Source organism: Clostridium sp. KNHs205 (assembly GCF_000702945.1).
Lineage (GTDB): Bacteria > Bacillota > Clostridia > Lachnospirales > Lachnospiraceae > Anaerocolumna.
The window spans coordinates 568,824-595,000 of sequence record NZ_JNLE01000003.1; the positions used below are offsets into that span (position 1 = coordinate 568,824).

The window sequence follows — 26,177 nt, forward strand, 5'->3', positions numbered from 1 at the left end:
GGAGGAGTATATGTTAACCGGTGTGCTTATTACAATAATAATATTATTGATCGTGTATATCCTCCTTCTCAAAGGGCAATTTCGGAGTATAAACAGGCAGCTGAGCAGAAGGCTTTATAAACACACCAGACAGCCTGTCAGTGTACAAATGATAGATCACCAATTAGATGAACTGGTCATCAATATTAACAACTGTTTGAAGGCGGAGGAAACCCTCCGCCTTGCAGGCATTAGAGAGGAAAAGAAATTCAGGGATTTAATTGCAAATATATCCCACGATTTAAGAACGCCCCTTACAGCTATTAACGGATATCTGCAAATGCTGGAGAATACCCAGTTAAATAAAGAGCAGCAAAGAAAAATAGCTGTTGCAAGAAAATATGCGGGAGAATTGGAGCAGCTGATAGCCCGTTTTTTTGAGTATTCCTATTTAGTTACGGCAGAACCCCAGCTTATCCAGGAAAGAGTTAATCTGACAAATCAGGTCACGGAATATCTGGCTGAGATGGTGCCTGCCTTTGAAGAAAGGAAGTTGAAGCTGCAGTTGGTGGAAGCGAAACCGGTCATTGTCTGGGGAGATAAGGAGAGCATTAAAAGAATCCTGCAAAATCTCATTCGCAATTGTCTTCAGCATGCCATAGAGTATATAAGTGTGAGTTGTTATGAAGAAAGGGATTACGCAGTTATAGCTTTTAGAAACCCGGTTGATAAAGATTTAGAGCTTGAAGCTGATAAACTCTTTGAGAGGTTCTATACCGGAGATAAAGCCAGGGAAAGGTCAACGGGACTGGGTTTGTCTATTGTAAAGCTTCTGGTGACACAGCTGGAGGGAACCGTACATGCCAATACAGGAAAAGGATGGCTTGAAATTCATGTAAAACTGCCGTTGTACACAGAAGATAAAGATACTTCTGCCAGGTAGCAGTGTTTTCCGTTGCTTTTGTTATTATAGTATAATACAATAGAAAAAGATAATAATGGAAACTATGAAAGATTATTAAAGTGAGGTATTTATAATGGAGGGGCAGGATAGAAGAAATGCGCTGACAAAAATACTGGAGGAAGCCAAGGAACCTGTATCCGGTACTGAGCTGTCAAAGAAACTGGGCGTTAGCCGTCAGGTTATCGTTCAAGATATTGCGCTGCTAAGAGCGGTTAACAAGAATATCATATCTACAACGAAGGGATACCTTATCTATCAGCAGGAGGAACAGAAGGTTAACCGATGCTTTGCTACAAAACACACCACAGATGAAATAGAAGAGGAACTGAACACCATTGTGGATAACGGAGGTAAAGTGCTGGATGTAATCGTCATGCATGAGCTTTACGGTGAGATCGCAGTGGATCTTATTATAAAGAACCGCATGGATGTGGCGGATTTTATGGAGAAGGTGAGAGCCAAGAAAACGGTGCCCCTAAAGGATTTAACGGATGGGATACATCTTCATACGGTGGAAGCGGATTCGGAGGAGATACTTGACCGGATTGAAAAGGCGTTGAAAGGGAAGGGGTATCTTGTCAGTAGTTCGGCTGCTGGGGGGAATTAGGTTTTTGGCTGAGGTGAAGGCTGTGGAGGCGGACGAAAACCTGACCTCCTCTTTGTACATTTTCGTTCGGACAAGATTCCTTATTCCACTAAAAGCTGTATTAATCGCTTAAGGCAGTTCAGAATATGCCAAACTGGCGATTTTTATGCTGAGGCTGTTGAGTGGGTTATAGATGCTCAGACAGTGGCATATTCTGAACTTGGCGCAATTCATACGGCTTAAGTGGAATATGGAATCTTTCTGAGACGAAAACTCTCAAAGAGGAAGTCTGGTTTTCTGCTTTTTACAGGGTTCAAAGTTACCGTAGTTGAGAGGTTATATAGGTACAAGTACAAGAATACCTTGACAAGTACAAGAATACTTTGACAAGTACAAGAATACTTTGACAAGTACAAGAATACTTTGACAAGTATTCTATACGTTGGTAAAATAAATATCAGTGAGGCTATATAAATTACTGGGAAGAGGTGTCTGGTTTTCTCAGGTTTATATATGTCGATATTAATAAAGTTTTTAATTTTAGCAAAGAGGAAGTGAGAGCATGTCATATACAGCGCTGTACAGAAAATTCCGGCCTTTGGATTTTACGGATGTTAAAGGGCAGGATCATATTGTTACAACACTGAAAAATCAGATTAAATCAGGGCGAATAGGGCATGCCTATTTATTTTGCGGAACCAGAGGTACAGGTAAGACTACCATTGCGAAGATTCTGGGTAAGGCAGTTAACTGTGAGCACCCTGTTGATGGCAGCCCCTGTAATGAATGTGCGGTTTGTAAATCGATTCAGAACAGTACATCAATGAATGTTATTGAGATTGATGCTGCCTCTAATAATGGTGTGGATAATATACGAGAAATCGTTGAGGAGGTTAGATACTCACCGACGGAAGGTAAGTATAAGGTCTATATCATTGATGAGGTCCATATGCTATCCACAGGAGCCTTTAATGCATTGTTAAAGACACTGGAGGAACCGCCTTCTTATGTTATCTTTATTCTGGCTACCACAGAGGCCCATAAGATTCCCATAACGATTCTTTCGAGATGTCAGAGATATGATTTTAAACGAATTACCATAGATACCATTGCTGCCAGATTGGAAGAACTGATTAAGGCAGAGGGGGTTGAAGCAGAGGATAAGGCCATACGATATGTTGCCCGAATGGGAGACGGTTCCTTAAGAGATGCCTTAAGTCTTCTGGATCAGTGTATTGCTTTTTATTACGGACAGACGCTTACCTATGACAAGGTGCTGGAGGTTCTGGGAGCTGTTGATATTGAAGTGTTTGCAAGGATGTTAAAGGCTATTTCTCAGAATAACGTAGGTGTATGTATGGGGATACTGGAGGAACTCATTGTCACTGGCAGGGAGCTAACCCAGTTCACAGTGGATTTTACCTGGTATTTGCGGAACCTGCTTCTGGTAAAGACCTCAGAGGATGCCAGCGAGGCAGTGGAGGTATCTACAGAGAACCTGGCGCTCTTAGAGGAACAGGCAAGAGAATGGGAGATGGATACCCTTATCCGTTATATCCGCATTTTTTCTGAGCTTTCAGGTCAGATCCGATACGCTTCCCAGAAGAGGGTTATGGTAGAGGTTGCCCTGATTAAGCTATGCAGACCCCAGATGGAAAAAAGCTATGAAGATATATTAGACCGTATCAGGCAGCTGGAAGCAAAGCTTGAGAATGGTGTTACAGTAACTGTCAGAGAAGGGGGAACATCCTCTGCAGGAAATGTTACTACAGAAGATAACCCTCAGGAACTACCCTCTGTTCAGGAGCTTCCAAAGGCGCTTCCCGAGGATTTGAAACAGGTTGCAAAGAACTGGAGTAATATTATCGCAGCAACTACCGGTATTACAAAGGTTTCTCTTATGAATGCCAGGCCAAGCCTAGGAGTGAATAATTCTCTTCTTCTGGCCTTTACCGATGGCTGGCATATGGAGGCTCTTATGAAAGAGCAGCATATAGCAGAGCTTAAAGGAGCTATAGCAAGATACGTTCCAAAGGATGTAGAGATAAAAACAAAGCTTTTAACAGCGAACCAGGAAAGTGCAGAAGAAGCTTTTGATTTACGCAAGATTATAAAAAATATTGATATAGAATATGAAGATTAAGAAAGAAAAGGAGATTTAATTATGGCAAAACGCGGAGGATTTCCGGGAGGCTCAATGCCCGGCAACATGAATAACTTAATGAAACAGGCTCAGAGAATGCAAAAGCAGATGGAGGAAAAGACCAAGGAAATAGAAGAAAAAGAGTGGGAAGCATCTGCAGGTGGCGGAGCAGTTACGGTTAAAGTATCCGGTAAGAAGGAGATAACCGGAGTAGTTCTGTCAAAAGAAGTAGTAGATCCCGATGATATTGAAATGCTTCAGGACCTTATAATGGCTGCAGCAAATGAAGCTCTTCGTAAAATGGAAGAAGAATCACAGGCTGTTATGGGTCAGATAACAGGCGGTCTTGGCGGCCTTGGTGGTGGTTTAGGTGGATTTCCTTTCTAATTGTAATTAATGAACTTTTGATAAATACTTTATATTTGAAAAAGAGATACCCAAGTTTCAAGGTGCTTTTCATAACTTAAACCAAAATTTAATTTATGAAAGAGCATTTCATTTAAACACATGTGGTATCTCTTTTATTTCTGTTTTTAAAAGGCAGAGCGGGCAATAACTTTTAATCTTTTATAATCGGCAACCCAGGAAGTACCATTCCATAGGTTTTCACGAACGTTCTCCAAAAGTTTTCTTAATATGAAATCTTGATCAGTGTCTGTTAATTCTTTTAAATCCGATTCAAAAAACTGCTCTGCCCAATTGTACAACCCCTTATCACCATCGTTTAAAGGTGTTGGGCGGTCATAAGCATAGATTTCCTCAATAATAAACCCGTTTTTTATTAAGAGAGAACCAAAGAACTCATCTGTGGGAAACGTAAACTTGGAATGATAGGTATGTCCAAGCTCCTCTAAAACTGCACAAAAACCCTGTTCTATAGTCTGAATATTGCCAAAAGCTCCAAACTCACAAATGAGTTTTCCTGAGGGTTTTAAGGAATTATGTATTTTCTGTAATAATAGATCCTGGTCTGCAATCCAGTGAAATACGGCATTTGAAAAAATAACATCCCATTTGTGATCAAAGGGTAATTCCAGAGCATCCATAACCTCAAATGTAAGTTGGGGATATTGCTTTCTTGCCTTCTCAATCATATCAGGAGATCCATCAATTCCTAAAACACAACCACTTAGTCTGGCAAGCTCTGCTGTGAGCAGGCCAGTCCCACAACCTAAATCCAGTATACTTTGTGACTTTACAGCTGGGACATATTCTAAAAGACCTTTTCCATATTCAGCTACAAAATTATGCTTGTTATCATATAGTCCGGAATCCCATTTCATAATTACCTCCATTATATTTGATATTTAATTGATTCGGTTCTCACCTGTGGCTTATTTATATAGCCGATTGCTAATGTTATTTAATATTATTCTATCATAAAGTAAAAAAACAGAAAAATCAAATTTATGGTTGTCACCAGCATTATGATTACTGTAATTCTTACAAAGGTGAATTGAAAAGTTAATTTCCAGTCCGTTCACCCTAAAACTGGAACTTAGTATTGCAAATTTACTGCCAGAAATTACTCTTGCAAACTATTCTGGTATGGTATATTTATGACTCAGCACCAGAGTCCGGATGGCGTGTTTCCAAGGAGAAAATACCATGGCAAAGAACACACATCTTACTCTTGATGAAAGAGCCACTATAGAAGTTTCCCTCAAACAAGGAGCTTCATTTACTGAGATTGGAAGAACACTAGAAAAAGATCCATCTACCATCTCAAAAGAAGTTAAGAACCATCGTCACACAGTTCGTAAAGATAGCTTTAATCCCTGTGCTAATCGCACAAACTGTTCTCATTTTGGGATGGCATGTAAACCATGCAAACACCCCTATAAAGGTTCTTGTAAGGGATGCCCCTATCGAAACTGTTATGAACATTGCCCTGACTTTATTGAACTCATTTGTCAGAAGTTGAATAAACCGCCCTACGTCTGCAACGGCTGCGATATCCGTATGCGCTGTAAACTGGAGCGCCATCTTTATGATGCCAAGAGTGCACAGAAAGAGTATGAAGCAACTCGTTCTGAGAGCCGTCAAGGGATAGCTGTTACTCCTTCAGAACTCAAGCGTATTGATGATATCATCTCACCTCTTATTAAGCAAGGGCAGTCTATACATATGATCTGCGTTAATAACGCCGATGACATCATGCTTGATGAAAAGACCATCTATAACTACATTGACGCAGGCCTCTTTTCAGTGGATAACATAGACCTTCCCAGAAAGGTTCGTTATCGCAGTCGCTCTCATAAGAAACATGTAAGGGTGGATAAGCAATGCCACTTAGGGCGTACTTATGAAGACTTTGAAGCCTACATTGCAGCGAATCCCGATGTCCCAATCGTTGAGATGGATTCGGTAGAAGGCCGTAAAGGTGGAAAAGTACTTCTTACCATCTACTTTAGAAACTGCAGTCTTATGCTTGCGTTTATCCGAGATACGAATACAGCCAGATCAGTAAGCGAAATATTTGATCAGTTATATAAGCTTCTTGGGCATGACACATTTACTAGCTTATTCCAGGTCATACTCACAGACCGGGGGAGTGAATTTACCAACCCTCTTGCGATTGAGTTTAATGCGAATAACGAACGTAGAACGCACGTATTCTACTGTGATCCCCAACGGTCTGACCAAAAAGGTGGATGCGAAGTAACGCACGAGATGATACGACGGGTACTGCCAAAGGGCACTTCATTTGATGGACTGGCTCAGGATGATATCACACTTATGATGAGTAATATCAATTCATACAATAGGAAAAAGCTGAACAACCAGTCCGCACACCAGCTGTTCAGCTTCCTTAATAGCGAGGAAACCCTTGAAAAGCTTAATATTAAGCTCATTCCCGCTAATGAGATTAATTTAACACCTCTGTTGCTGAAAAAGTAAAATAGCAGACGCCATTCGGATCAAATATGGAACCGTAGAGGGGTGGAATTTAATCTTGCGAAAAAGGAAGCTAAATTCGACCTCCGGTTAGCGTGAGCTCTTTTTCAAGAGGAAACAATCTCAAAAAAAGCATAACAGCTTTTGGAGTATAAAACAATTGGTTTGGCATAGTAAGTTCCAGTTATATAGATTTTTGCAATACTTACTTCCAAAATTTTAAAAACAATTTAGTTCTGCGGACTTTAGTATTGCAAGGAATATGATGAAACGGAAGTTAAATTTGCAAAATGGAACCTCGGATTCCAATTCAGCTAATTCTTACAAAAAAGGCTGGATAATCACATTCCCTGCAAAACATTCGGCTTTATAACAATATTTATATATTGATATACAATAAATATATATTGATGTATAATGTGTATAGTAGTACATCGAAGTAATACACCTACACCTACATCGATGATTAATACATCTCCAGGTTAATACAAAGCTAATTCTTAAGTAGAAAAAGAATACTAAAACATAAGAGGTATATCATGAAGAAAAAGATTCTGTTGATACAACCAGAAAACGAGGAAATTCATCGTTTTCGTAAGAGGCAGTTAAATAATTTTTCACAGATAACAATGCCGTACCTGGCTTCCTTTATTAACGAAGAATATTACGAAATCACCCTGATAGATGAATATAATCAAAAGGTACCCTATAAAAGATATTTTGATCTGGTAGCTATAACCGTGAATACGGCAAATGCACCCCACTGCTATGAAATAAGCAAGGCATTTCGTAAAAAAGGTTCAGCCGTAGTATTTGGCGGGCCACATGCGACTTTACTGCCGGAGGAAGCCGCTAAACACTGTGAGACTGTACTTATAGGGGAAGGGGAAGTGATATGGCCCAAATTTTTAGAAGACTTTTATAAGGGTGAGCATAAGAAGCAATATAAATCAGAAGCTGCACCGATTCTTGCAAATACGCCCAAACCAAGATGGGATTTACTGCATAAGCGAACAGCCCTTATGAAAGGAGCGGTGTTTGCCACAAGGGGATGCCCTTATCACTGCCGTTATTGCAACTTAAAACAGATTTATCACGATTGTTTTCGAACCCGTCCGGTAAAAGAAGTAATAGATGAAATTAAGGCTATAAAATCCCGCCATTTTGTATTCTGGGATGATAACTTTTTTGCCGATTCAAAGTATGCACTGGAACTTATGAAAGAGTTAAAACCTTTGCGTAAAAAATGGGCCGCACAGGTTACTATGGCCGATTGCGGAAACGAGGAGCTGCTGGCCGCTGCAAGAGCCGCAGGTTGCCTCTACTTCTTTGTAGGTCTTGAATCCTTTAGTACAAAGTCGCTGGAGGAAGCGGGTAAGAAAATAAATCGAATAGAAGATTATGAAAGAACCATTCATAAGCTGCATGAATACGGCATAATGATTCAGGCTGGAATTATCTTTGGCTTTGACAGCGATGACATGAGTATATTTGAGGACACCTTGAAAGCATGTGAAAAATTAGGGATAGATGGAGCTACCGTTAGTATCCTGACGCCCTTACCGGGTACACCGATTTATGAGGACTTGCAAAGGGAGGGAAGACTGCTAACTGATGACTGGAGCTGGTATAACGGAAAAACCAAAGTAGCATATAAGCCAAAACATATGACTTCCGACCAGCTGTATAAAGGCTATATGGATTTTCGCCGGAAATTTTACTCCCTGCCCTCCTTTTTTAAACGTATGCAAGTCTCAAAGACTCACTTAGTCTATAATCTGTTTATAAACCTGGGTTACCGCATTTCCATTCATTGATAATGCAAAGATATTTATTTGTTAGACAAATGGCAAAATAAAGGGTATGGTTACTCTAATGTATAGTTAATTAAGAAGTTCTTAGATAGTAATAGAAGTTTTTAGTTAGAAATAAAAAGTTTTAGCCCAAAATATAAGTTTCTAGTTGGAATATAAATTCTTATTCAGTAGCATAAACGCTTAGTTAGTAGCATAAACACTTAGTTAGTAGTATAAGTTCATAGTTAGTACTAAAAGTTCTTAGCTAGTGATAGAAATTCTTAACGGGTAATAGAAGTTATTAGTCTGCAATAGAAGTTAAACTTGAAAACAGAAATGTAATAAAGTATGATTAGAAAAGAGGCTGTCGCAAGACTAAAACAAATCAAGCTTAAAGTTAAGAGAAAGAGGATTTATGAACTATTACAGCAGTCAAATCAGCAAACTGATTGAGGAATTATCAAGACTTCCGGGCATTGGTGCCAAAACCGCCCAAAGACTTGCCTTTTATATAATCAACATGCCCCAGGACCAGGTAAACAATCTGTCACAGGCAATTACCTCAGCAAAAGCTAATGTAAGGTATTGCAAGGAATGTTATACCTTAACGGATAATGAATTCTGCCCCATTTGTGCCAGTGATAAAAGGGATCATCACACTATAATGGTGGTTGAAAACCCCAGAGACTTAGCAGCTTATGAAAAAACCGGACGATATGAAGGAGTTTATCATGTGCTTCATGGGGCCATCTCTCCCATGCTTGGTATCGGACCAGATGAGATTAAACTGAAGGAATTGATCGTAAGGCTTGAAGGAGAGATCAAAGAAGTTATCATAGCCACCAACTCCAGTCTGGAAGGTGAGACAACAGCAATGTATATCAGTAAACTGATCAAACCCTCGGGAATCAAGGTTAGCCGTATCGCAAGCGGTGTACCGGTGGGGGGAGATTTAGAGTATATTGATGAAGTAACTCTGCTTAGAGCATTAGAAGGAAGAGTGGAGTTGTAGGAATAATGGGATATTTATAAGTCCTGATACTATTTTATAGGACTTCATTAGTCATGCCTATTATATGATGTCATTACATCAATGAAAACAGACCTAAATCGGAATTTTATCCTCTGCTTTAGGTCTGTTTTTATTTTTCTTTAGCAAATAAACAAATGAATACCTTGGAGGAAAGCAGTATATGGTGCCATTTTTAATAAATTTATTCCGGACTTGCATAAGGTATTTCATTATTCTGTTTAAGAGCAGAAAGATAAAATATAGATCATTTTGAGAAATGAATTTTCTGTATTTATTAAACAATAAACTATTCATTTAATATGGACTCACCGATGGGTTTTACCGAGCATATGGTGAGTCTATTTTATATTGTTTTTATACAGATATATAATACATAATTATGAAAAACTAAAAAATTAATGAACCACATGCTGGTGAAATACATCTAATCATTGTACAGTACAAAAAGCAGCTGCAGATTATCTGAAAGGTATCATATATGGAAAAAGAAGAGTTTTCAACAAGGATTCTTGAAATAGAATCAAGTTTATATCATGTTTCAAAAGGAATTCTGATTAATGAAGCGGATTGTGAAGATGTTGTTCAAAGTGCAATTTTAAAAGCCTTTGTAAAAAGAAATTCACTTAGAGAAGTGAATTATTTTAAGACATGGTTGACTCGAATTCTGATCAATGAATGTTATCAGTTTTTACGATCACAAAGACAGGAGGTATCTTATGAGGACTATATGTCGGACAAATCAACTGAACAAATAAAGCATCCGGAGCTTTACGGCATAATTAAGAAGCTGGATATTAAGCATAGGTTACCTATTATTCTTTGCTATATTGAAGGCTATTCTGTAAACGAAACTGCAAAAATATTAAGAATACCGTCAGGAACTGTTAAAAGCAGGCTTTCTAAAGGGCGAAAACAAATAAAAAAATTATTGGAAGAAGAGGTGTAATAATATGAGTGATGATATTGATTGGAAGAATGCCATGCCAAAAGAAACAGAACATTTTCATCAGAAAATATGTGAAGTGATTCAATCATTACCAGAGGATAGAACCTATCATAGATTTACAAGTAAGAGATTAATACCGGTTTTCGCGCTTACAATGTTTCTACTGAGTTCAGTAACAGTATTTGCAGCAATCAAATGGAATGACAGGGCAGTTGATCATTTCACTGCGAATGAGAAGATACAGCACAATCTTTCAGAAGAAGGTTATTCAAGGCAGGATTTACAGTCTGTTATGGATAATACTATTACAGTAACTTTAAAACAGACAATACAGGATGAAAATCTGATTTACCTGTTATTCGATATAACTACGGATAATATAGAGTTGTCAGAAAATAATTCACTGAGTTATGATATGAAGGTAAATGGTAGTTCTAACTTTTATACAAGTATTAGTTCAGGATTTGTTGATAGATTTACAGAGACAAAAGTAAGTAATAGTAGAGAATATGAAATATGGATACAGAAAAATATGTCATATGATTTTAGTAATGCCGTATTAAACTGTAATTTCAACGCATTGCAGGAAATAACAGATAAAGGAGGAACGGTAGTAGATCTTGCCAGAGGACAGTGGGATTTTAATATTAATTTAAAGGTAAAAGATTCTATTACAATGGATTTAAATAAAATCGTCTCCATAGATGGGTGTAATGTTTTAGTCCGCAGACTAAAAATATCTCCATTATCGTATACACTTATCTGTAGTGGTCAGGATGTTAAGGCTCTGCAAAAAGCGAATAATATAGATCTTAATAAACTCGATAGTACCTATCCTCTAATAATATCAGGTATAAAGTATGAAGATGGTAGTATAATACATCAAATGGATGGTTTAATGAGTGAAGGATTCGATAGTAAAAGCGGAGATTATATAGCAATAGGGAGATTTTCAAATGCAATTGATGTAGAACAGATTCAATCAATTTTATTTGGTGAAAAGAAAGACGAACTATTTATTAAATGAAATAAGCTAACTATAACAGAGAAATAACTTCAATTATAGAGTCTTTTTTAGTTGGTGTTTTTAATGGCTCTGTGTAAATTGTTGGGATGGGATTCTTTGAATCCTGCCCTAGCTATTTACACAGAGCCATTTTAATGTACGAGGTCGGTAAATTGTAATCTATATATAGTTTGTGTATGGATAATAGAAAGTAATATAATGTTGTGTTAGTATAATTAAAGAATCTTTATCTTTTCTGCTAAAGCTATCTCAGGTAAAAGAAAGAAGCTTTTTTTAAAGAGCGATTTAATCTGTATAAAGGAGAGTTGGGAAGCACATGAAAATATATATTGTTGGTGCAGTGGCAAGTGGGAAATCCACTCTTGCAAGAGAGTTATCAGGAGTAACAGGAATTCCATACACCTCTCTTGATGAAGTCGTTCATATTCCTGATAAATCAAATGTTTGGGGAAATCGAAAAAGACAAGTCGATGAAAGGGACAGGCTATTTAATACAATTATTAGTCAAAAGGATTGGTTAATAGAGGATACGGGCAGGGCATGCTTTGAGGAAGCCTTTAAAGCAGCAGATTCCATTGTACTGATAGAACTGCCCCCTGGCGTAAGAAATTATCGGATTATGAAACGATGGATAAAGCAGAGGATAGGAATTGAAAAATGCAGTTATACACCAAGTGTTCAAATGCTTAAGAGTATGTTTAAATGGTCTAAGGAGTATGAGATAGGAAGAGATGGATTAAAGCTCAGATTATCTTCATACAAAAACAAAGTAATCCTATTAAGAAGTAATAAAGATATAAAAGAATTCCTTAATAGTCATAAATATGCTTAATTTATCAGAAACCAAATTACTTCTAAATAAAATACACCATCCCTTATATTAAAATATAATTATCTATGCTATAATGAACGCATAAAGATGAATATGAAGCTTTCTTCATTATACGGATAGCAGCAATAATTATATGAATTCCCTTAATTCGGATATATGAAGCTAGAAAAGGTTAATTGTTACAGGGGCGAATAAAAACAGTATTTCTTTGGGAAATCTTGAAAATATAGACTGGTTTAAGGAACAGGATCAGATATATGATACCGTTCCTTGTATTTTATAGGAGAAATCAATATGGAAGTAAAAGTGTGTAAAAACTGTAAGAAATTATTTAATTATATTTATGGTCCGGAGATCTGTCCAAACTGCTCCAAAGCCCTTGAGAAAGAAAAAGAAGATCCAGAGAAAAAAGAATCATCTTCAATCCTGCGACCTATGGTAAAGGAGGAGGAAGAGAAGTATGAACAGGTCAAGGACTACATTATTACCCATCCAAAGGCAACAATTGTACAGATAGCGGAAGCTAACGATGTTATACCTACAAAATTACTGGACTGGGTGAGGGAGGAAAGACTTGAATTCTCTGATGATTCTGTTCACGCTTGGTTTACCTGTGAAAAATGCGGTGCTAAAATAAAAAGCGGAAGGTTATGTAACATATGTAAGCCCAGACGGTTAGCCAGGTAAAAGCACGCCTTTCTGTCTCAGTAAATTCCCCTCATAAGTGGAAGCCCTGCCCGGCATAATATATTCTACAATAACACCGGGAGAATTGAAAGAACATACTAAACTGTTATAACTATGAGAGAAGGATTCTACATATGAACTGGATAAATTGGTTTAACCTGTGTTTGCTGGTATTAATCCTGATGCCGAATATCCTATTTGCCGGCAGAATAAAAACACAGCAGAATAAAAGCATTCATAAGATAATACTTCTGTTAGAGCAGATTGGACGATATGGCTCCATGTTTTTTATGGTAGTACCGGCAGGTATTAATAAGCTGGGCTTCTCTTCAAATGAAAAATTTGCTTTCTGGCTGATAGGCACAGTTGTTTTGGTTCTTATGTATTGGCTGTTCTGGGTTGTATATTTAAGAAAGAATAAACTGTTACCTGCCATGTTTCTTGCAATAATACCCTGTATGCTCTTTCTCTTTGCAGGAGCTTTACAGGGGAACTGGATTGTTTTGCTTACTGGCAGTATATTTGGTGCAGCACACAGCTATATTACTTATCAGAATAATAAGAGTTCATAAAAAAGCCCTCTGAAACTCCTTCTATAGCAGCAGGAATTTCAAAGGGCTTTTTTTATGGCTCTGTGTTAACGTTTCTATTGACTCTTTGCATTCTTAATACCGTTCTCCAGGAAAGCGAGGAAAGCTTCATAGCCTCCTTCAAAGCCATCTTTTCTTAAATAGAAGGCTTTATCAGGACCGGTATAAATATAGATAAAATCTTTATGCTGTTTCACTTCCGTCACCTGTAGATATGGATAGGTGGATATATACTGAATACCGGACAAAGTGAAATAATCATCATAAAAGGTAAAGATTGCTTCCATTCCCTTACTCTTGTCAAAACCCTTCATCATCCTGACTACAAGCTTCTCCACACTGATGCCCTGATAATAAACAAATACAAACATAAGGACTGCAGCAATAATCACACCCAGTATTCCAATTGAAGAGGTATAGAGGACATACAGTACCAGAATAAATAATAAAGCTGTTAAAATCCACATTCTGATTCGTTTTAAGAAACGGTTGTAGTAACAGAAGTCTTTCATAACTTCTTCTGAGTATTTGGTGCGATTAACGAACCGGATTTCATCCCGGATATTATCCTCATCTTTCTTTTTCTTGGCGGTATAGAATCTGGTTAAGGCATCTGCTTTATCATCTTTCTTAAGTTTTTGCTTTTGATTACGTTTCTTACGTAATGTTATCCATACAATAATAATAACAATTAATAAAGCAAATTCCACTAACAAACGGATAAGGGAATTTTTCATTTCCTTGTCCACTTCTGCCTTGTCCAGGAATTCAGTAAAATGAGTTCCGGCAACCAGCTCCTTAACAAAGGTTTCGTCTATAGGGACTGTTTTGGTATTCTGAAAAATATCATAGGATATGGTATATCCGTTTACAATAGTGCCATAAATCAGCTCAGTCATGGTATTTCCGTCTTTGGTAATCTCAATGTTATAACGGAAGAAGACTGCGTCCGGATGGGAGATCTCTTCGATGGTTGCCTTTGTATTCTCATCTTCTGATTCCACCAGCCCGTTAAAGAACTCTGTTTTCTTCTCGTCAGAAAGAAGGCTTAGATTGAAAATATTGCTTGTCTGGGTGGATTGCTTCTGAAGCAGCCTTACCAGAGCTTTTGTTTCCGGATCAAATAACAGGACTTTCACGCCCATTTTTTTCATTGTCTCTTTTTCAGACTTTACATCAGATATCCCTGCTGTAACCCACTGCTCGTCCGTATCGGGAGTGTCCTGTGTCAATACGATGGTATCATCCGGCATGGACAATTCCATATACATATCAGAGAACTCCTGAACCTTGGCCTGTGCTTTACTTGCAGGCAATACAGCCAGTGAGAAAAGTACTGCCAAGAGAAGACAGCTTATTAACTTATTTTTCATGAAACCTATCTCCTTGTATTGAAAGTAATAAATCAATCTTACCACAAATAATTACAAACTTCTACGGTTCTAAGCTCCAGAGTATAAAAAAAGCATAAAAATTCAATGAATAAAATTAAATTTGCAGTTAGGATTACTGATTTGATAGAATAATAGAGTGATAAGTCTGACAGAAAAGAAAAAATGTACCGGTGGTTCATGATTTGGTATTCAAGAAAGGGGTTAAGATGGAACGAATAATAGGGATAACAGCCTGCTCTGATGGACAGTCGGAAAGGGAGAGAGAACGAAACCAGCAGTTAATTGCAGAATTGGATAAAATGCATATAAGGACAAGGTTCAGCCCATTTATCTACGGTGCAAACTCAAAACCGGCTGGTACCGGAGAGGAGAGAGGGTTAGCCCTCATGAACCTATTTACCGACGAAAGAACAGAGGCAATATTTGATATCTCAGGAGGAGATGCGGCTAATGAGATACTGGAGCACCTGGATTACAAGGTAATAGAGGAGAATTATAAACCCTTCTTTGGTTACAGTGATTTGACAACAGTGTTAAATGCCATATATGCCAGAACAGGCAGAGAGACATATCTGTATCAACTGAAAAATCTGATCTATGATAAAGCAGGCATTCAAAGAGAACGTTTGATATCATTAGCTGACGGAAGCAGCAGGGAGCTGTTTTCCTTTCAGTATTCCTTCCTTAGAGGAGAGTCAATGGAGGGAGAGATAATAGGCGGCAATATAAGATGTTTCCTGAAACTATCAGGGACACCTTTTATGCCGGACTTTAAAGGGAAGATACTTTTTCTTGAGAGCCTTGGCGGAGGAGTCTCTAAAATGATAACCTATATAAGTCAGCTGAAGCAAACAGGTGCATTCAATAAGATCAGGGGAATATTGCTGGGAACCTTTACGGAAATGGAGCGGGAGCAGTTAAAGCCTTCCATGGAAGAATTGATTTTATCTTATACCAGGGACTTAAACCTCCCTATTGCCAAAACGGGGGAAATAGGTCATGGAAATCTGTCGAAAGGTCTGATTATAGGAAAAAGAATTTATCTGAGTAAAAACAGTGATATATTTATATACAGTAGTAAGACAAAATAGAGCCTTATAAAAGGGGGATGCCGCAGTATACATTCGAGGGGGGAAGTACACTGCGGCTTTATGAAAAAGCATCATCTATGTAAACAAGGGAGAGGGGTCCCTTGATTTATATATTTATGATAAACTTTAAATGTGTCGTAAATTTGTAGAGTTTATTAAAAATCAATGAAAAAATCTTACAGTAATAAAAGAATTCTTAAGATTATGAAAAGAAAGCATCTTTTTCAAAGGAAAAGGGTGCTTATCTTAACCCTTTTAATAAAGATTGATTTTTAGTTCATTCCATAGAAAGGAACTTAATTATCTGGACTTCGTTTCATGATAGGTGCCGTTTTATGAATAAATCTAAAAAAGTAACGAAAGTTTACCTGGATTATTAGGTACTATGACATTGCAAATACATTTCACCAATGGTAAAATGTTGAATATTGATGCATTTTGGAGAATTTAGGCAGAATTATATGCTCCCATGCACAGTAAAAATATCTCAAGAGAGAGGATAAGTGGATGAAAAGTATTAAGACAAAGATGTTGGTAAGCTTTCTTCTTACACTAATTTTGACAACGGGGATTTTACAGGCAGTTTCTATCTATACAGCAAGAAAGAATTTAAAGGAACAGGTTGAACAGGGAGTTACTGCTCTGGTAGGTGACAATGCGAAGCTGATAGAAAGCAGAATGGAAACGGAAAAACTCATTGTTGAGAATATAGCCGATAACATGGAAATACAAAGCATGGATTATACGAGACAAAAGTCAGCTATGATAGATTATTTGGAGAAAACAGATTTTATTGGACTTGGCATAGTAGATATGAAAGGTCAGGTAAAATATTCCGATGACACGGAAGCAGATCTCTCAGACAGAGGATATATACAGGAAGCCCTTACCGGCAAAACCGTAATATCTGACGTGCTTATCAGTAAGGTAACCAATGAGCCGGTACTGATGATTGCGGCACCTATTTTTTCAGACGGAACCTTAACGGGACTTGTACTTGCAAGAAGTGATGCCAATAAGATGAGTAAACTGATACAGGACATGGGGTATGGTGAAGGGGGTTACGGTTATATCATAAACAGCCAGGGAACAGTGGTAGCCCATCGTGATAAATCCCTTGTAGTTAATATGTATAATCCCATTGAAGCAGAAAAGGAAGATAAAAGTGCAGCTTCTGTTGCAGGTTTGTTCAAGACAATTTTGCAGCAAAAGCAGGGAACTTATGAATATACCTTTGATGGTAAGAAGCTATATTCTGCCTATGCGCCTATTCCCGACTCCAACTGGTATTATATAGTGACGGCAGATGAGAGTGAAGTGATGGGAAGAATCGCGGATTTCAGCAAGATCATCGGTCTGTCCTTTGCTGCAGCACTGATAGTAAGTATTATTGTTACGGTAGGTCTTGGCAACAGTATAACGAAGCCTATTGTTAAGACCGTAAGACAGGCGGAAAGAATAGCAAACCTTGACATAACCATCGATATTGATGCTAACTTAAGAAAGAAAAAGGATGAAATAGGATTGCTGGCCAATGCGCTGCAGAATATCACAGAAAGCTTTCGAGGTATTATAGAAGAACTAAAGAATGCCTCTGCCAGATTGACGACTACAGCAGGCCGAATGAGCGAAATGTCAGAAGATACAGCAATATCCTCCGGAGAAATTGCCACTACTATTGGAGAACTGGCAAGAGCAGCCATGAACCATGCGGAACATACCCAGGAGGGAAGCATAAGAACCCAGGAACTTGGAGAGGCTATTGAACATAATCAGCACAGTTTTATGGTATTAGAAAAAGCCACGGAGAAGGTATTGGAAATCCTTAATGAAGGGGCAGCAGCCATGGATATCCTGCGTATAAAGACCGAAGAGAATAATGCAGAGGCAGCAGAAATAAAGGAAGTAACCGAAAAGACAAATGAAAGTGCACTGCTTATTGGCCAGGCAAGCGAAGTAATCTCCCAAATAGCAGAGCAGACCAATCTTTTATCCTTAAATGCAGCGATTGAAGCCGCTAGAGCAGGAGAGGCCGGCAAAGGTTTTGCTGTAGTAGCAGAAGAAATCAGAAAACTGGCAGAACAATCCACAGCATCCACTGGAGAGATTGATACTATAGTTGCAGAACTGCAGAGGAATACGGGTAGAGCGGTAACTGCAATTGAAAGAATGGATACAGCCATGAGAGAGCAGACTGTAAGTGCCAACAACAGCCAGGAAAGCTTTGAAGGTATATCCGCAGCAATTAAGAAAGCAAGTGATGCCGTAGAAGAACTGAGTAAGAGCGGAGAGGCAATGGAGAAGGTAAAAGGCGGAATTATCGAAACCATGGAGAACCTTTCTGCAATTGCAGAAGAAGATTCGGCTTCTACCCAGGAAATATCAGCTTCCCTGGAAGAACAGACCGCTTCTCTTGAGGAGCTGGCAGCCTCAAGTAAAACCATGGATGAACTGGCAATCCAATTAGAGGTTATTGTAGAGAGATTTAAAATATAAAGTGAGTTCTGATTCTAAAAAATTTATATTTGCATCAAATACTTATTTAATTGATACATAATTTGATAAGCTGGATTTTTCTATCATTTAAAGGTGTTACGGGTATATTTGCACCGGTGTATTTTGTCTAAAAGGATTGACCTTTGTAGAGTAATCAGTTAAAATCAAAAATAAACGAATCGTCATAAGGGAGGGAAATTGATGCAGGGCAATATATTATCCGGCGGCGTAAAAGAGCTGGAGGCTGTCAGGCAGAAAATAACAGAGCTGAATACCTGCCAGAATCAATATGATGAACTTGGAAAGCAGGAAAGCAGGCTTGAAAAGAGTATTAAGGGGAAAGAAAAAGATATTGCTGATGAAATAGGAACTGCACTCAGACAAAGAAAAGAAGAGATAGAAAAGACCTATGACGAACAGCTTGACCTTACCAGGCAGCAGATTAAGAAGATTAAGAATCGTAAGATGAAATCAAAAAATGAGAAGGTTAATGAAAGAATAGACAATGAAACAGCCGGAATCAGGGAAGAATACCGTATAATGAAGCTTGAGATAAGAGATTTGTTTAAAAGTAACAGAATTCCTCTGGTATTGAATAACAGATTGTTTTATTCCATCTTTTTTCCTGCAAGGGTAATGGACCTTCTGATAATTGCTGTAGTTGTTGCATTTCTATTATTAGCTCTGCCTTATTTACTGTACACCTTGGTGCTGCCTCAGGAGAAAATGATATTCTTATTTCTGATTTATGCTTTTATAGTGTTAATCTTTGGCGGCGGTTTTCTCCTTATAGAAAATAATATAAAAGCAAAAAATAGAAGTACCTTCGTTCAGATTCATAAAAAAAGAAAACAGATGAATTTGACACGCAGGGGTATTGATAATATACGCAGCGGCATATTAAAAGATAAAGATGAGAGTATCTATGAGCTGGAAGATTTCGACCGGGAACTGGAAGAGTTAGAAGAAGAACTGAATAATATCAATGCCGGTAAAAAAGAAGCCTTGAGTAACTTTGAGAATACCACCCGTAATGTAATCAGAGAAGAGATAACCCAGCAGAATCAGGAAGAGCTCTTGCGTCTTAAGAAAGAGTACACCAAGGTTCACGGGGATATCAAGACCACACAGGATAATATTAAGAATCTTTCACTTGAAATTGCCTCCGGATATGAAGCATATATCGGCAAGGAGCTGTTGACAGCAGAAAATCTGGAAGCATTGATACGGCTTATGTATGATAAGAATATAGCAACGGTTTCGGAAGCTATTGCAGAATATAAATCCGGTGTTGCTGAGGTTAAGGCGAAAGAGGAAAATTACTAATGATAAGTGAAAACAGATGGAGGAAGACGCTGTCTGCTAAATAAGAACAAAAAAGCACGAAATAATGTTTCGTGCTTTTTTGTTGCCCTGTAATAGGTGCGTTGCATCTGTTTTTATCAAATAAATAAACAGTTTTAGATTCTGTGTATCCCTTTTGTTAAGCTTTTGATAGCTGATAGAAACAATAATTAACTCCGGCACAAATATAATCTGCAAGCACCATAACAACATTCAGCCTGGTAGTCTGCAGTAGCATATGATCAAGCATTCCTGAAAAATTTACGATTCCTGTTATGAAAATATCTCCGACGGGAGGAAGGTTCTTATCGACACCGGCACCAGGAAGGAGAGGACCTTCACCAAGGGTAATATAGCCGATATGACTGGATTTTCCGAGAGAAGCATCTACTGCGATGACAAAGGCGTTGGGGTGATGAAGCTGAATGTGATTAATAGTGTCGCTTAGATTCTTTGCATGAACCGGTTGGTCCAAAGTACCGTAAAGTATCATATCATACTGCTTCATTTTCGATAACTTATATCCAACAATCGGACCAAGACAGTCCCCTGTGGCACGGTCAGAGCCAATGCAAAGAAAAACAATCGGGCGGCCTTTAACAGGTTTGTTTTGTAATAAATTCTGCAGCCGGCTGCTGAATTCATAAACGGAATATCGTTCTTTTGTATTGAAATAATATAATTTCCTCTCTATATCCAATTCTTTATTCATCGGAACCTCCTACTAATACTCGTACTATACCTTATTCTTACTTAACAAAAGTATTACCGTAAAAAATTAAATTAGTCACAAATTAGAAATAATTAACAGGTCATATTTCAACAAAGTATCCGCAAATACCGTATTTACATGTAAAGTTAAGGAGGAGTAACAGACATGAGATAAAATTTACGAGAAATAAAACTAATAAAAAGGATAATATTTACAAAATTACGGGTATAATTTGACATAAATATCACCCACCGTGTGCTAGCATAAAAGGTAAAAAGAGGAACTTGTACTAAAGGTATAGGTTCTAACGGAAGTTTCCGGAACATTCCGGAAGCAAATGAAATGAGTGAAGGGAAAAATTGATTAAGAAAGGAAGCCACATGCAGATTCTTTCACTCTTTATCTAAATGTGGCAGTATCCCAGCTAACGATGGGGTATATAGTGGGTTGTATAATGGAAAATTCATCTTTAAAAGGACAGAATAGCGGTAATACCGTAACAATAAAGATGCCTAAGAATATAAGACAGGTAGGAAATGTCTTATATCATGGAAGGGTAATTTATGTGGAAGATTATGTAATGACCTTCTTGAAGCAGCTGGCAGATACCGATCCAGGAGAATTAAGAGCGGCAGTATTTCTGGGCTACAGTGTTAAAACCGAAGAAGCAAAGAATGTGTTCATCAAGGGAGCCGTGGAAATGAGAAATACGGATTTTTCCACAGGTATTACTCTTTCTGATGATGGGTGGACAAGTGTTTATGAAAATATTAAAAAATATTTTACAGATGTGGAAATAATGGGCTGGGCCCTTATTGGTCCGGGGTTTTACTTAGAAAGCAATGATAAGATCAGGAAAGTCCATACGGATAACTTTTCGGGAAATGAAAAATTGCTGCTGAAAATGGACAGTATGGAGAGGGATGAAGCCTTTTATTTCTGTGAAAGCAATCAGCTGGTAAAGCAGCCCGGTTATTACATATATTACGAGAAAAATGAAGAAATGCAGAACTACATGATAGAGAACAAAGAAGAACAGGCCATAAGGGAAGAGGCAGTCTACAGCGATAACACTACGAAAAAAATCCGAAGCATTATTCAGGAGAAGAAAGAAGTAAAGGAAGACCGCAGTGTTGTACGGCTTCTCTATGCTGCCAGTTCATTGCTGGCTATAATAGTTCTGGTCATAGCGGCTACGATGTTAGACAATTATGACAGGATGAAGAAAATGGAGTCTGCCCTTAGTACTATCTCACAAAATATCAATACAGCCTCAAATAACGGCACAGAGAATGGGGGTAAGAATACAGATACCCAGACAGCCGGTAAAGATGATGAAACGAATATAAAAGATGAAAATGCTAAAAATGAGGATGAAGGCATTATAGTAGATACGGTAGAAGGTAAAGTCACACCGGAGCCGGAGGAAACGAAGCCAACGGAAGTTGCGGATAATGCAGAAACTGAGACAACAAAGAATCAGGAGGATGAAAAAGACGCAGAAAAAGATACGGAGAAAAATACAGGGAAAGATAATACCCAAAAAGATACAGAAAAAAACACAGATAAGAATACCGATACATCAGTAGCCGATAATTCTGGTGATAAAGATACTGACAATGAGGAGGACAGCGAGCCCGCTTCTTCCAATGCCACTGTAAAATATTATACGGTAAAAGCAGGAGATTCCCTTGCCAGCATCAGCTTTAAGCTTTATAACACCTATAAATATATGGATAAAATTAAAGATTTAAATAACATAGAGGATGAAAACAAAATTATGGCCGGACAGAAGCTTATAGTACCTTGATACAATTGCCGCTTAGGATAGCAATCTTAAGCGGCAGCTCTTTTTTTAATAGAATATTATAAGTGAATATTATAAGAAGAGAATATTGTAAGAAGAGAATATTGTAAGAAGAGAATATTATAAGAAGTGAATATTGTAAGTGAGTATCAAAAGCGAATATCAAAAGAGAAGATCAAAAGCGAATATCAAAAGAGAAGATCAAAAGAGAACATCAAAAGCAAATATCAAAGAGAACATCAAAAGAGAACATTAAAAGAGAACATTAAAGAGAACATCATAAGAGAATATTAAAAGAGAAGAATAATAAAAAGAAGAAGTTAAAAATTGGGAAATATATAGATTGTAAATTGCCATAGCCAAGGAGGAATGTTATAATTATTAAAATAGCAGCGCCATAAGTCTTATGGATTACTTAAGCTTACAAAAATGTAGTGTTAATATAAAATAAAATACGTTATAATAGTACAAGCACTAGTAATTGTGATATCCGGACGAAAGAGAACGGTGAGTGGGAAAGGTACATATATGGCAGTAATTTTGGAAAAACCGGAGTTAAGAATTTATGAAATCAGAAAACGCCAGCATAGAAAAAGAGTAATAACATTGATTATACTCGCCGCAATAGCTGCGGTTATCGCTTTAGGCGGCATATTTTATACAATCAGCAATAAAAGATATACAGATTATGAGGTATTAAAGTCTGTACAGAAAAGTGATACAGGCTCTGCCAGATATTATACCTATGGCAGTGGATATATCCGTGTGAGCAGGGATGGAATTATGGCAGCTAACAGCAGTGGAAGCCAATTATGGAATGACACCTATCAGATGAAGGACCCACAGGTATCTGTCAATGGCGATTATGTATCCGTAAGTGACAGGGGCAGCAAACAGCTTAATATTTATGGTCCGAAGGGTCTGGAGTCTTCGAATGAAATGAATTATCCCATAATAAAAAGTGTAATAGCCTCTCAGGGTGTTACGGCAGTCTTGTTAAGTGGAAAAGGAGAAAACCATATTAACTATTACGTCAAAGAAGGCGGGAAAGAAATTGTCAATAGAAGGACCACGGAAAAAGAAGACGGTTTTCCTGTTGATATAAGCATTTCAAAGGATGGAACCAAACTGGTAACAAGCTATGTATTTTTCTCAAAAGGCGAACTAGCGAATAAAATCACCTTTTTTAATTTTGGAGGTGTAGGAGATAGTTATATTGATAAAGTGGTTGGAGCTGATGATTATGATACAACACTGATTCCTGATGTAGAATTCGTAAACAATAATACTGTCTGTGCTTTCGGTGATGATAAGTTCACAATATATTCAATGGAGGAAACACCGGAAGCTAAAGTTAAAAAGGAATTGGACAGTAAGATAAAAACCTTATTTTATAATGAGAGTTACATAGGGTTTGTACTGGAGGATGCTGATAATGCAGACAGCAGCAGGATTGTAGTCTACGATCTTGACGGCAATATAGTATTTCGTAAAAATACAGATTTCTCTTACAGTACAATAAGCTTAAATGGAGAAGAGATTGTCTTAACTTCCAGCCGTGACTGGCTGATCTATCAGTTAAATGGTAAAGTTAGGATGACCAGTCATTTTGAAAAAGAAATAGCGCAGATATTGCCTGCGCCCGGACGTAACAGATACATAATGATTAATGATGAAACAATTGATGAGGTGAAATTAAAATGATGGTATTTGCATCGGCGAGCCCCATAAACTGGGTATTGATAGTAGTAGCAGCAATCTTAATCGGATTTGTTCTAAACGGAAGAAGAATGGGTTTTATACGTACAGTCTTTACCTTATTCTCAACAATAATAGCAATCATGCTTACTATCTGGGTAAGTCCTATTATTAGCAAAGAAGCACAGAAAAATGAAAAGCTGATGGATTTTACCACAAAAAAAATACAGAAAATAATTGATTATGAAGAGAAAGGAGACAAAGCTGATAAAGTAACTGATCAGGTAAGCTTTATCGGAAAACTTCCTCTTCCAAAAGCCATGAGAGAATCTTTGGTGGAGAATAACAACAAAGAAGTATACAAAGCCATGGCGGTCGATAATTTTAAAGAATATGTCAGCCAGTCCGTCAGCAGAATGGTTATAAATGCAGGAGCTTTTCTGGTAGTATTTATTATCGTAAGCATAGCATTAAGTGTGATCTGTTTAGCACTTGATATCCTGAGCAAGCTGCCGCTTATCAATGGCCTCAATAAAACAGCCGGACTGCTGGCTGGTCTGTTGCAGGGAATTGTGGTGGTATGGGTATTATTTCTCGTATTAACAGTATTTGCGGGCACGGAAGGCGGACAGAAGGTATTTCAGATGATCAATGACAGTACCTTTTTATCTGTTCTTTATAATAATAACATGCTGCTTAAATTTATTACCAATTTAGGACAGGTATTATTATCATAACGTTAGAATAGTTGGTATCTTAAACCCATGGATATAGAGCAATCTTCTGTTTCGTGCAAGTTACTCGCCAAAAGCGGAATACCCGGCTGGCACAAACATGTTAAAGGAAGTACGGGAAAATCAATAAAATGTTCAGTATCGTTAGAGAAATTAACAGGACCTTGCGTTATACTTGAAGGTGAAGATAAACGTATAAATAAAGCAAAGGCTGAAAGTAAAAAGTACAAAGAAAGGACGCCACGAAAGCGGCTTTCGGCCATAAATAGTGGCTGGGATATTACCTATCCCTTTATAGGTGAGTAAAAGATGCATGATGTATTAAAACAAATTCAGAAACTTGGTATTGTACCTGTAGTTAAGCTGGATTCCGTAGAAGATGCCAAGCCTTTGGCGCAGGCATTGATTGATGGAGGACTTCCTTGTGCAGAGGTAACTTTCCGTACAGATGCTGCGGAAGAATCCATTCGTATCATGGCTTCCGAGTTCCCCGAGATGCTTGTAGGTGCCGGAACAGTACTTACCACCGAGCAGGTTGACAGAGCAGTTAATGCCGGTGCGAAATTCATAGTAAGTCCCGGACTTAACCCCAAAGTAGTAAAATATTGTGTGGATAAAGGCATACCCATAACTCCCGGCTGTGCAAATCCCAGTGACATAGAACAGGCCATAGAACTGGGCCTTGATGTAGTTAAGTTCTTCCCGGCGGAAGCAGCAGGAGGACTTAATATGATAAAGGCTATGTCAGCGCCTTATGTAAACATGAAGTTCATGCCCACCGGTGGTATTACCGAGAAGAATCTGTTATCCTACCTGGATTTCTCCAAAATCATTGCTTGCGGCGGAAGCTGGATGGTAAATGATGCACTTGTTAAAAATGGAGAATTTGACAAAATCAGAGATCTGACAAAAGAAGCAATAACAAAGATGCTTGGCTTTGAATTAAGACATATTGGAATCAACGCTGCCAATGAAACAGAAGCAAACGGAATAGCTGACTCCTTTGACAATCTGTTCGGATTTACGAAGAATGCCGGTAACTCATCCATCTTTGCTGGCCTTGGAATCGAGGTAATGAAGACACCTTACCTGGGAAAACATGGTCATATTGCCATAGCAACCAACTATCTGGAAAGAGCAGTTTATCATCTGGAGAGCCGTGGTTTCCATTTTGATGCAGAAACAGAAAAATTCGATAAGAATAATAAAAAAGTAGCTGTTTATTTAAAAGAAGAAATCGGTGGTTATGCAGTTCACCTTCTTCAGAAATAAGCAGAGGTAATTAAGTTAATAAAAGCTATCATAGAATAAAAGTAAGCTGTCAGTGATTCTCATAGTAAGAAGAATTCTGGCAGCTTACTTTAAAATATATAGTTGAAGTAAACCGTAAAAAATGATTACTTAGGATAATATATAAGCT

Annotated in this window: 22 protein-coding genes and 1 pseudogene; 20 read left to right on the forward strand and 3 right to left on the reverse strand. The window is 37.9% G+C overall.

The window, feature by feature from the left end:
• The first annotated feature begins 10 nt into the window (after positions 1-10).
• The 4 genes from BR73_RS0102470 (at position 11) to BR73_RS0102485 (ending at position 4,059) form a co-directional block, all read left to right on the forward strand.
• A complete protein-coding gene (locus BR73_RS0102470) occupies positions 11-922 on the forward strand; it encodes a HAMP domain-containing sensor histidine kinase (RefSeq protein WP_242860610.1) in 912 nt (303 codons plus the stop codon).
• Positions 923-1,016: 94 nt separating this feature from the next.
• Positions 1,017-1,550: a transcription repressor NadR gene (locus tag BR73_RS0102475; protein WP_033164261.1), complete on the forward strand. Its 534-nt coding sequence runs from the start codon at positions 1,017-1,019 to the stop codon at positions 1,548-1,550.
• Positions 1,551-2,091: 541 nt separating this feature from the next.
• Positions 2,092-3,672, forward strand: a complete 1,581-nt coding sequence (dnaX, locus tag BR73_RS0102480) for a DNA polymerase III subunit gamma/tau (protein WP_033164262.1) — start codon at positions 2,092-2,094, stop codon at positions 3,670-3,672.
• Between the two features lie 21 nt (positions 3,673-3,693).
• A complete protein-coding gene (locus BR73_RS0102485; RefSeq protein WP_033164263.1) occupies positions 3,694-4,059 on the forward strand; it encodes a YbaB/EbfC family nucleoid-associated protein in 366 nt (121 codons plus the stop codon).
• A gap of 146 nt (positions 4,060-4,205) precedes the next feature.
• Here BR73_RS0102485 and BR73_RS0102490 read toward each other — a convergent pair whose 3' ends face one another.
• Positions 4,206-4,955, reverse strand: a complete 750-nt coding sequence (locus BR73_RS0102490) for a class I SAM-dependent methyltransferase (protein WP_033164264.1) — start codon at positions 4,953-4,955, stop codon at positions 4,206-4,208.
• Positions 4,956-5,280: 325 nt separating this feature from the next.
• Here BR73_RS0102490 and BR73_RS29755 point away from each other — a divergent pair.
• From BR73_RS29755 to BR73_RS0102535, 9 genes and pseudogenes are all read left to right on the forward strand, one after another.
• A pseudogene (locus BR73_RS29755) lies at positions 5,281-5,400 on the forward strand (helix-turn-helix domain-containing protein); the annotation flags it as partial.
• A gap of 192 nt (positions 5,401-5,592) precedes the next feature.
• Entirely contained in the window at positions 5,593-6,573 is a 981-nt protein-coding gene (locus tag BR73_RS0102495) for an IS30 family transposase (RefSeq protein ID WP_347463458.1), read from the forward strand.
• A 536-nt stretch (positions 6,574-7,109) separates the two neighbouring features.
• Positions 7,110-8,387 carry a radical SAM protein gene (locus BR73_RS0102500; protein WP_033164265.1) on the forward strand — a complete coding sequence of 426 codons (1,278 nt, stop codon included), beginning with the start codon at positions 7,110-7,112 and terminating at the stop codon, positions 8,385-8,387.
• A 394-nt stretch (positions 8,388-8,781) separates the two neighbouring features.
• Positions 8,782-9,378, forward strand: a complete 597-nt coding sequence (gene recR, locus BR73_RS0102505) for a recombination mediator RecR (RefSeq protein WP_033164266.1) — start codon at positions 8,782-8,784, stop codon at positions 9,376-9,378.
• A 499-nt stretch (positions 9,379-9,877) separates the two neighbouring features.
• Entirely contained in the window at positions 9,878-10,345 is a 468-nt protein-coding gene (locus tag BR73_RS0102515) for an RNA polymerase sigma factor (RefSeq protein ID WP_033164268.1), read from the forward strand.
• Between the two features lie 4 nt (positions 10,346-10,349).
• Positions 10,350-11,372 carry a DUF4179 domain-containing protein gene (locus tag BR73_RS0102520; protein ID WP_033164269.1) on the forward strand — a complete coding sequence of 341 codons (1,023 nt, stop codon included), beginning with the start codon at positions 10,350-10,352 and terminating at the stop codon, positions 11,370-11,372.
• A gap of 316 nt (positions 11,373-11,688) precedes the next feature.
• Positions 11,689-12,204, forward strand: a complete 516-nt coding sequence (locus BR73_RS0102525) for a hypothetical protein (protein WP_033164270.1) — start codon at positions 11,689-11,691, stop codon at positions 12,202-12,204.
• Positions 12,205-12,498: 294 nt separating this feature from the next.
• Positions 12,499-12,891: a hypothetical protein gene (locus BR73_RS0102530; protein ID WP_081848510.1), complete on the forward strand. Its 393-nt coding sequence runs from the start codon at positions 12,499-12,501 to the stop codon at positions 12,889-12,891.
• 134 nt (positions 12,892-13,025) lie between these two features.
• Positions 13,026-13,463 carry a hypothetical protein gene (locus tag BR73_RS0102535; RefSeq protein ID WP_033164271.1) on the forward strand — a complete coding sequence of 146 codons (438 nt, stop codon included), beginning with the start codon at positions 13,026-13,028 and terminating at the stop codon, positions 13,461-13,463.
• 74 nt (positions 13,464-13,537) lie between these two features.
• Here BR73_RS0102535 and BR73_RS0102540 read toward each other — a convergent pair whose 3' ends face one another.
• Positions 13,538-14,854: a YcxB family protein gene (locus BR73_RS0102540; protein ID WP_033164272.1), complete on the reverse strand. Its 1,317-nt coding sequence runs from the start codon at positions 14,852-14,854 to the stop codon at positions 13,538-13,540.
• 227 nt (positions 14,855-15,081) lie between these two features.
• Between BR73_RS0102540 and BR73_RS0102545 the strand changes: the two genes are divergently transcribed.
• From BR73_RS0102545 to BR73_RS0102555, 3 genes are all read left to right on the forward strand, one after another.
• On the forward strand, positions 15,082-15,966 hold the full coding sequence (locus BR73_RS0102545) for an LD-carboxypeptidase (protein WP_033164273.1): 885 nt from the start codon (positions 15,082-15,084) through the stop codon (positions 15,964-15,966).
• Between the two features lie 507 nt (positions 15,967-16,473).
• A complete protein-coding gene (locus tag BR73_RS0102550) occupies positions 16,474-18,462 on the forward strand; it encodes a methyl-accepting chemotaxis protein (protein WP_033164274.1) in 1,989 nt (662 codons plus the stop codon).
• Positions 18,463-18,663: 201 nt separating this feature from the next.
• A complete protein-coding gene (locus BR73_RS0102555) occupies positions 18,664-19,788 on the forward strand; it encodes a hypothetical protein (protein ID WP_033164275.1) in 1,125 nt (374 codons plus the stop codon).
• 157 nt (positions 19,789-19,945) lie between these two features.
• Here the strand turns inward: BR73_RS0102555 and yyaC are convergent, their stop codons facing one another.
• Positions 19,946-20,518, reverse strand: a complete 573-nt coding sequence (gene yyaC / locus BR73_RS0102560; protein ID WP_033164276.1) for a spore protease YyaC — start codon at positions 20,516-20,518, stop codon at positions 19,946-19,948.
• Positions 20,519-20,972: 454 nt separating this feature from the next.
• On the opposite strand from yyaC, the gene BR73_RS0102565 reads away from it, so the two are divergent.
• From BR73_RS0102565 to BR73_RS0102585, 4 genes are all read left to right on the forward strand, one after another.
• Positions 20,973-22,328, forward strand: coding sequence for a LysM domain-containing protein (locus tag BR73_RS0102565; protein WP_033164277.1), 1,356 nt, complete (start codon positions 20,973-20,975; stop codon positions 22,326-22,328).
• A 525-nt stretch (positions 22,329-22,853) separates the two neighbouring features.
• Entirely contained in the window at positions 22,854-24,029 is a 1,176-nt protein-coding gene (locus BR73_RS0102570; protein WP_033164278.1) for a DUF5711 family protein, read from the forward strand.
• Positions 24,026-24,760: a CvpA family protein gene (locus tag BR73_RS0102575; RefSeq protein ID WP_033164279.1), complete on the forward strand. Its 735-nt coding sequence runs from the start codon at positions 24,026-24,028 to the stop codon at positions 24,758-24,760. Before BR73_RS0102570 ends, BR73_RS0102575 begins: the two co-directional genes overlap by 4 nt.
• A 306-nt stretch (positions 24,761-25,066) precedes the next feature.
• The gene (locus BR73_RS0102585) at positions 25,067-26,029 is read left to right on the forward strand and encodes a bifunctional 4-hydroxy-2-oxoglutarate aldolase/2-dehydro-3-deoxy-phosphogluconate aldolase (RefSeq protein ID WP_033164281.1); all 963 of its coding nucleotides are present in this window, start codon (positions 25,067-25,069) and stop codon (positions 26,027-26,029) included.
• Positions 26,030-26,177 lie beyond the last annotated feature (148 nt).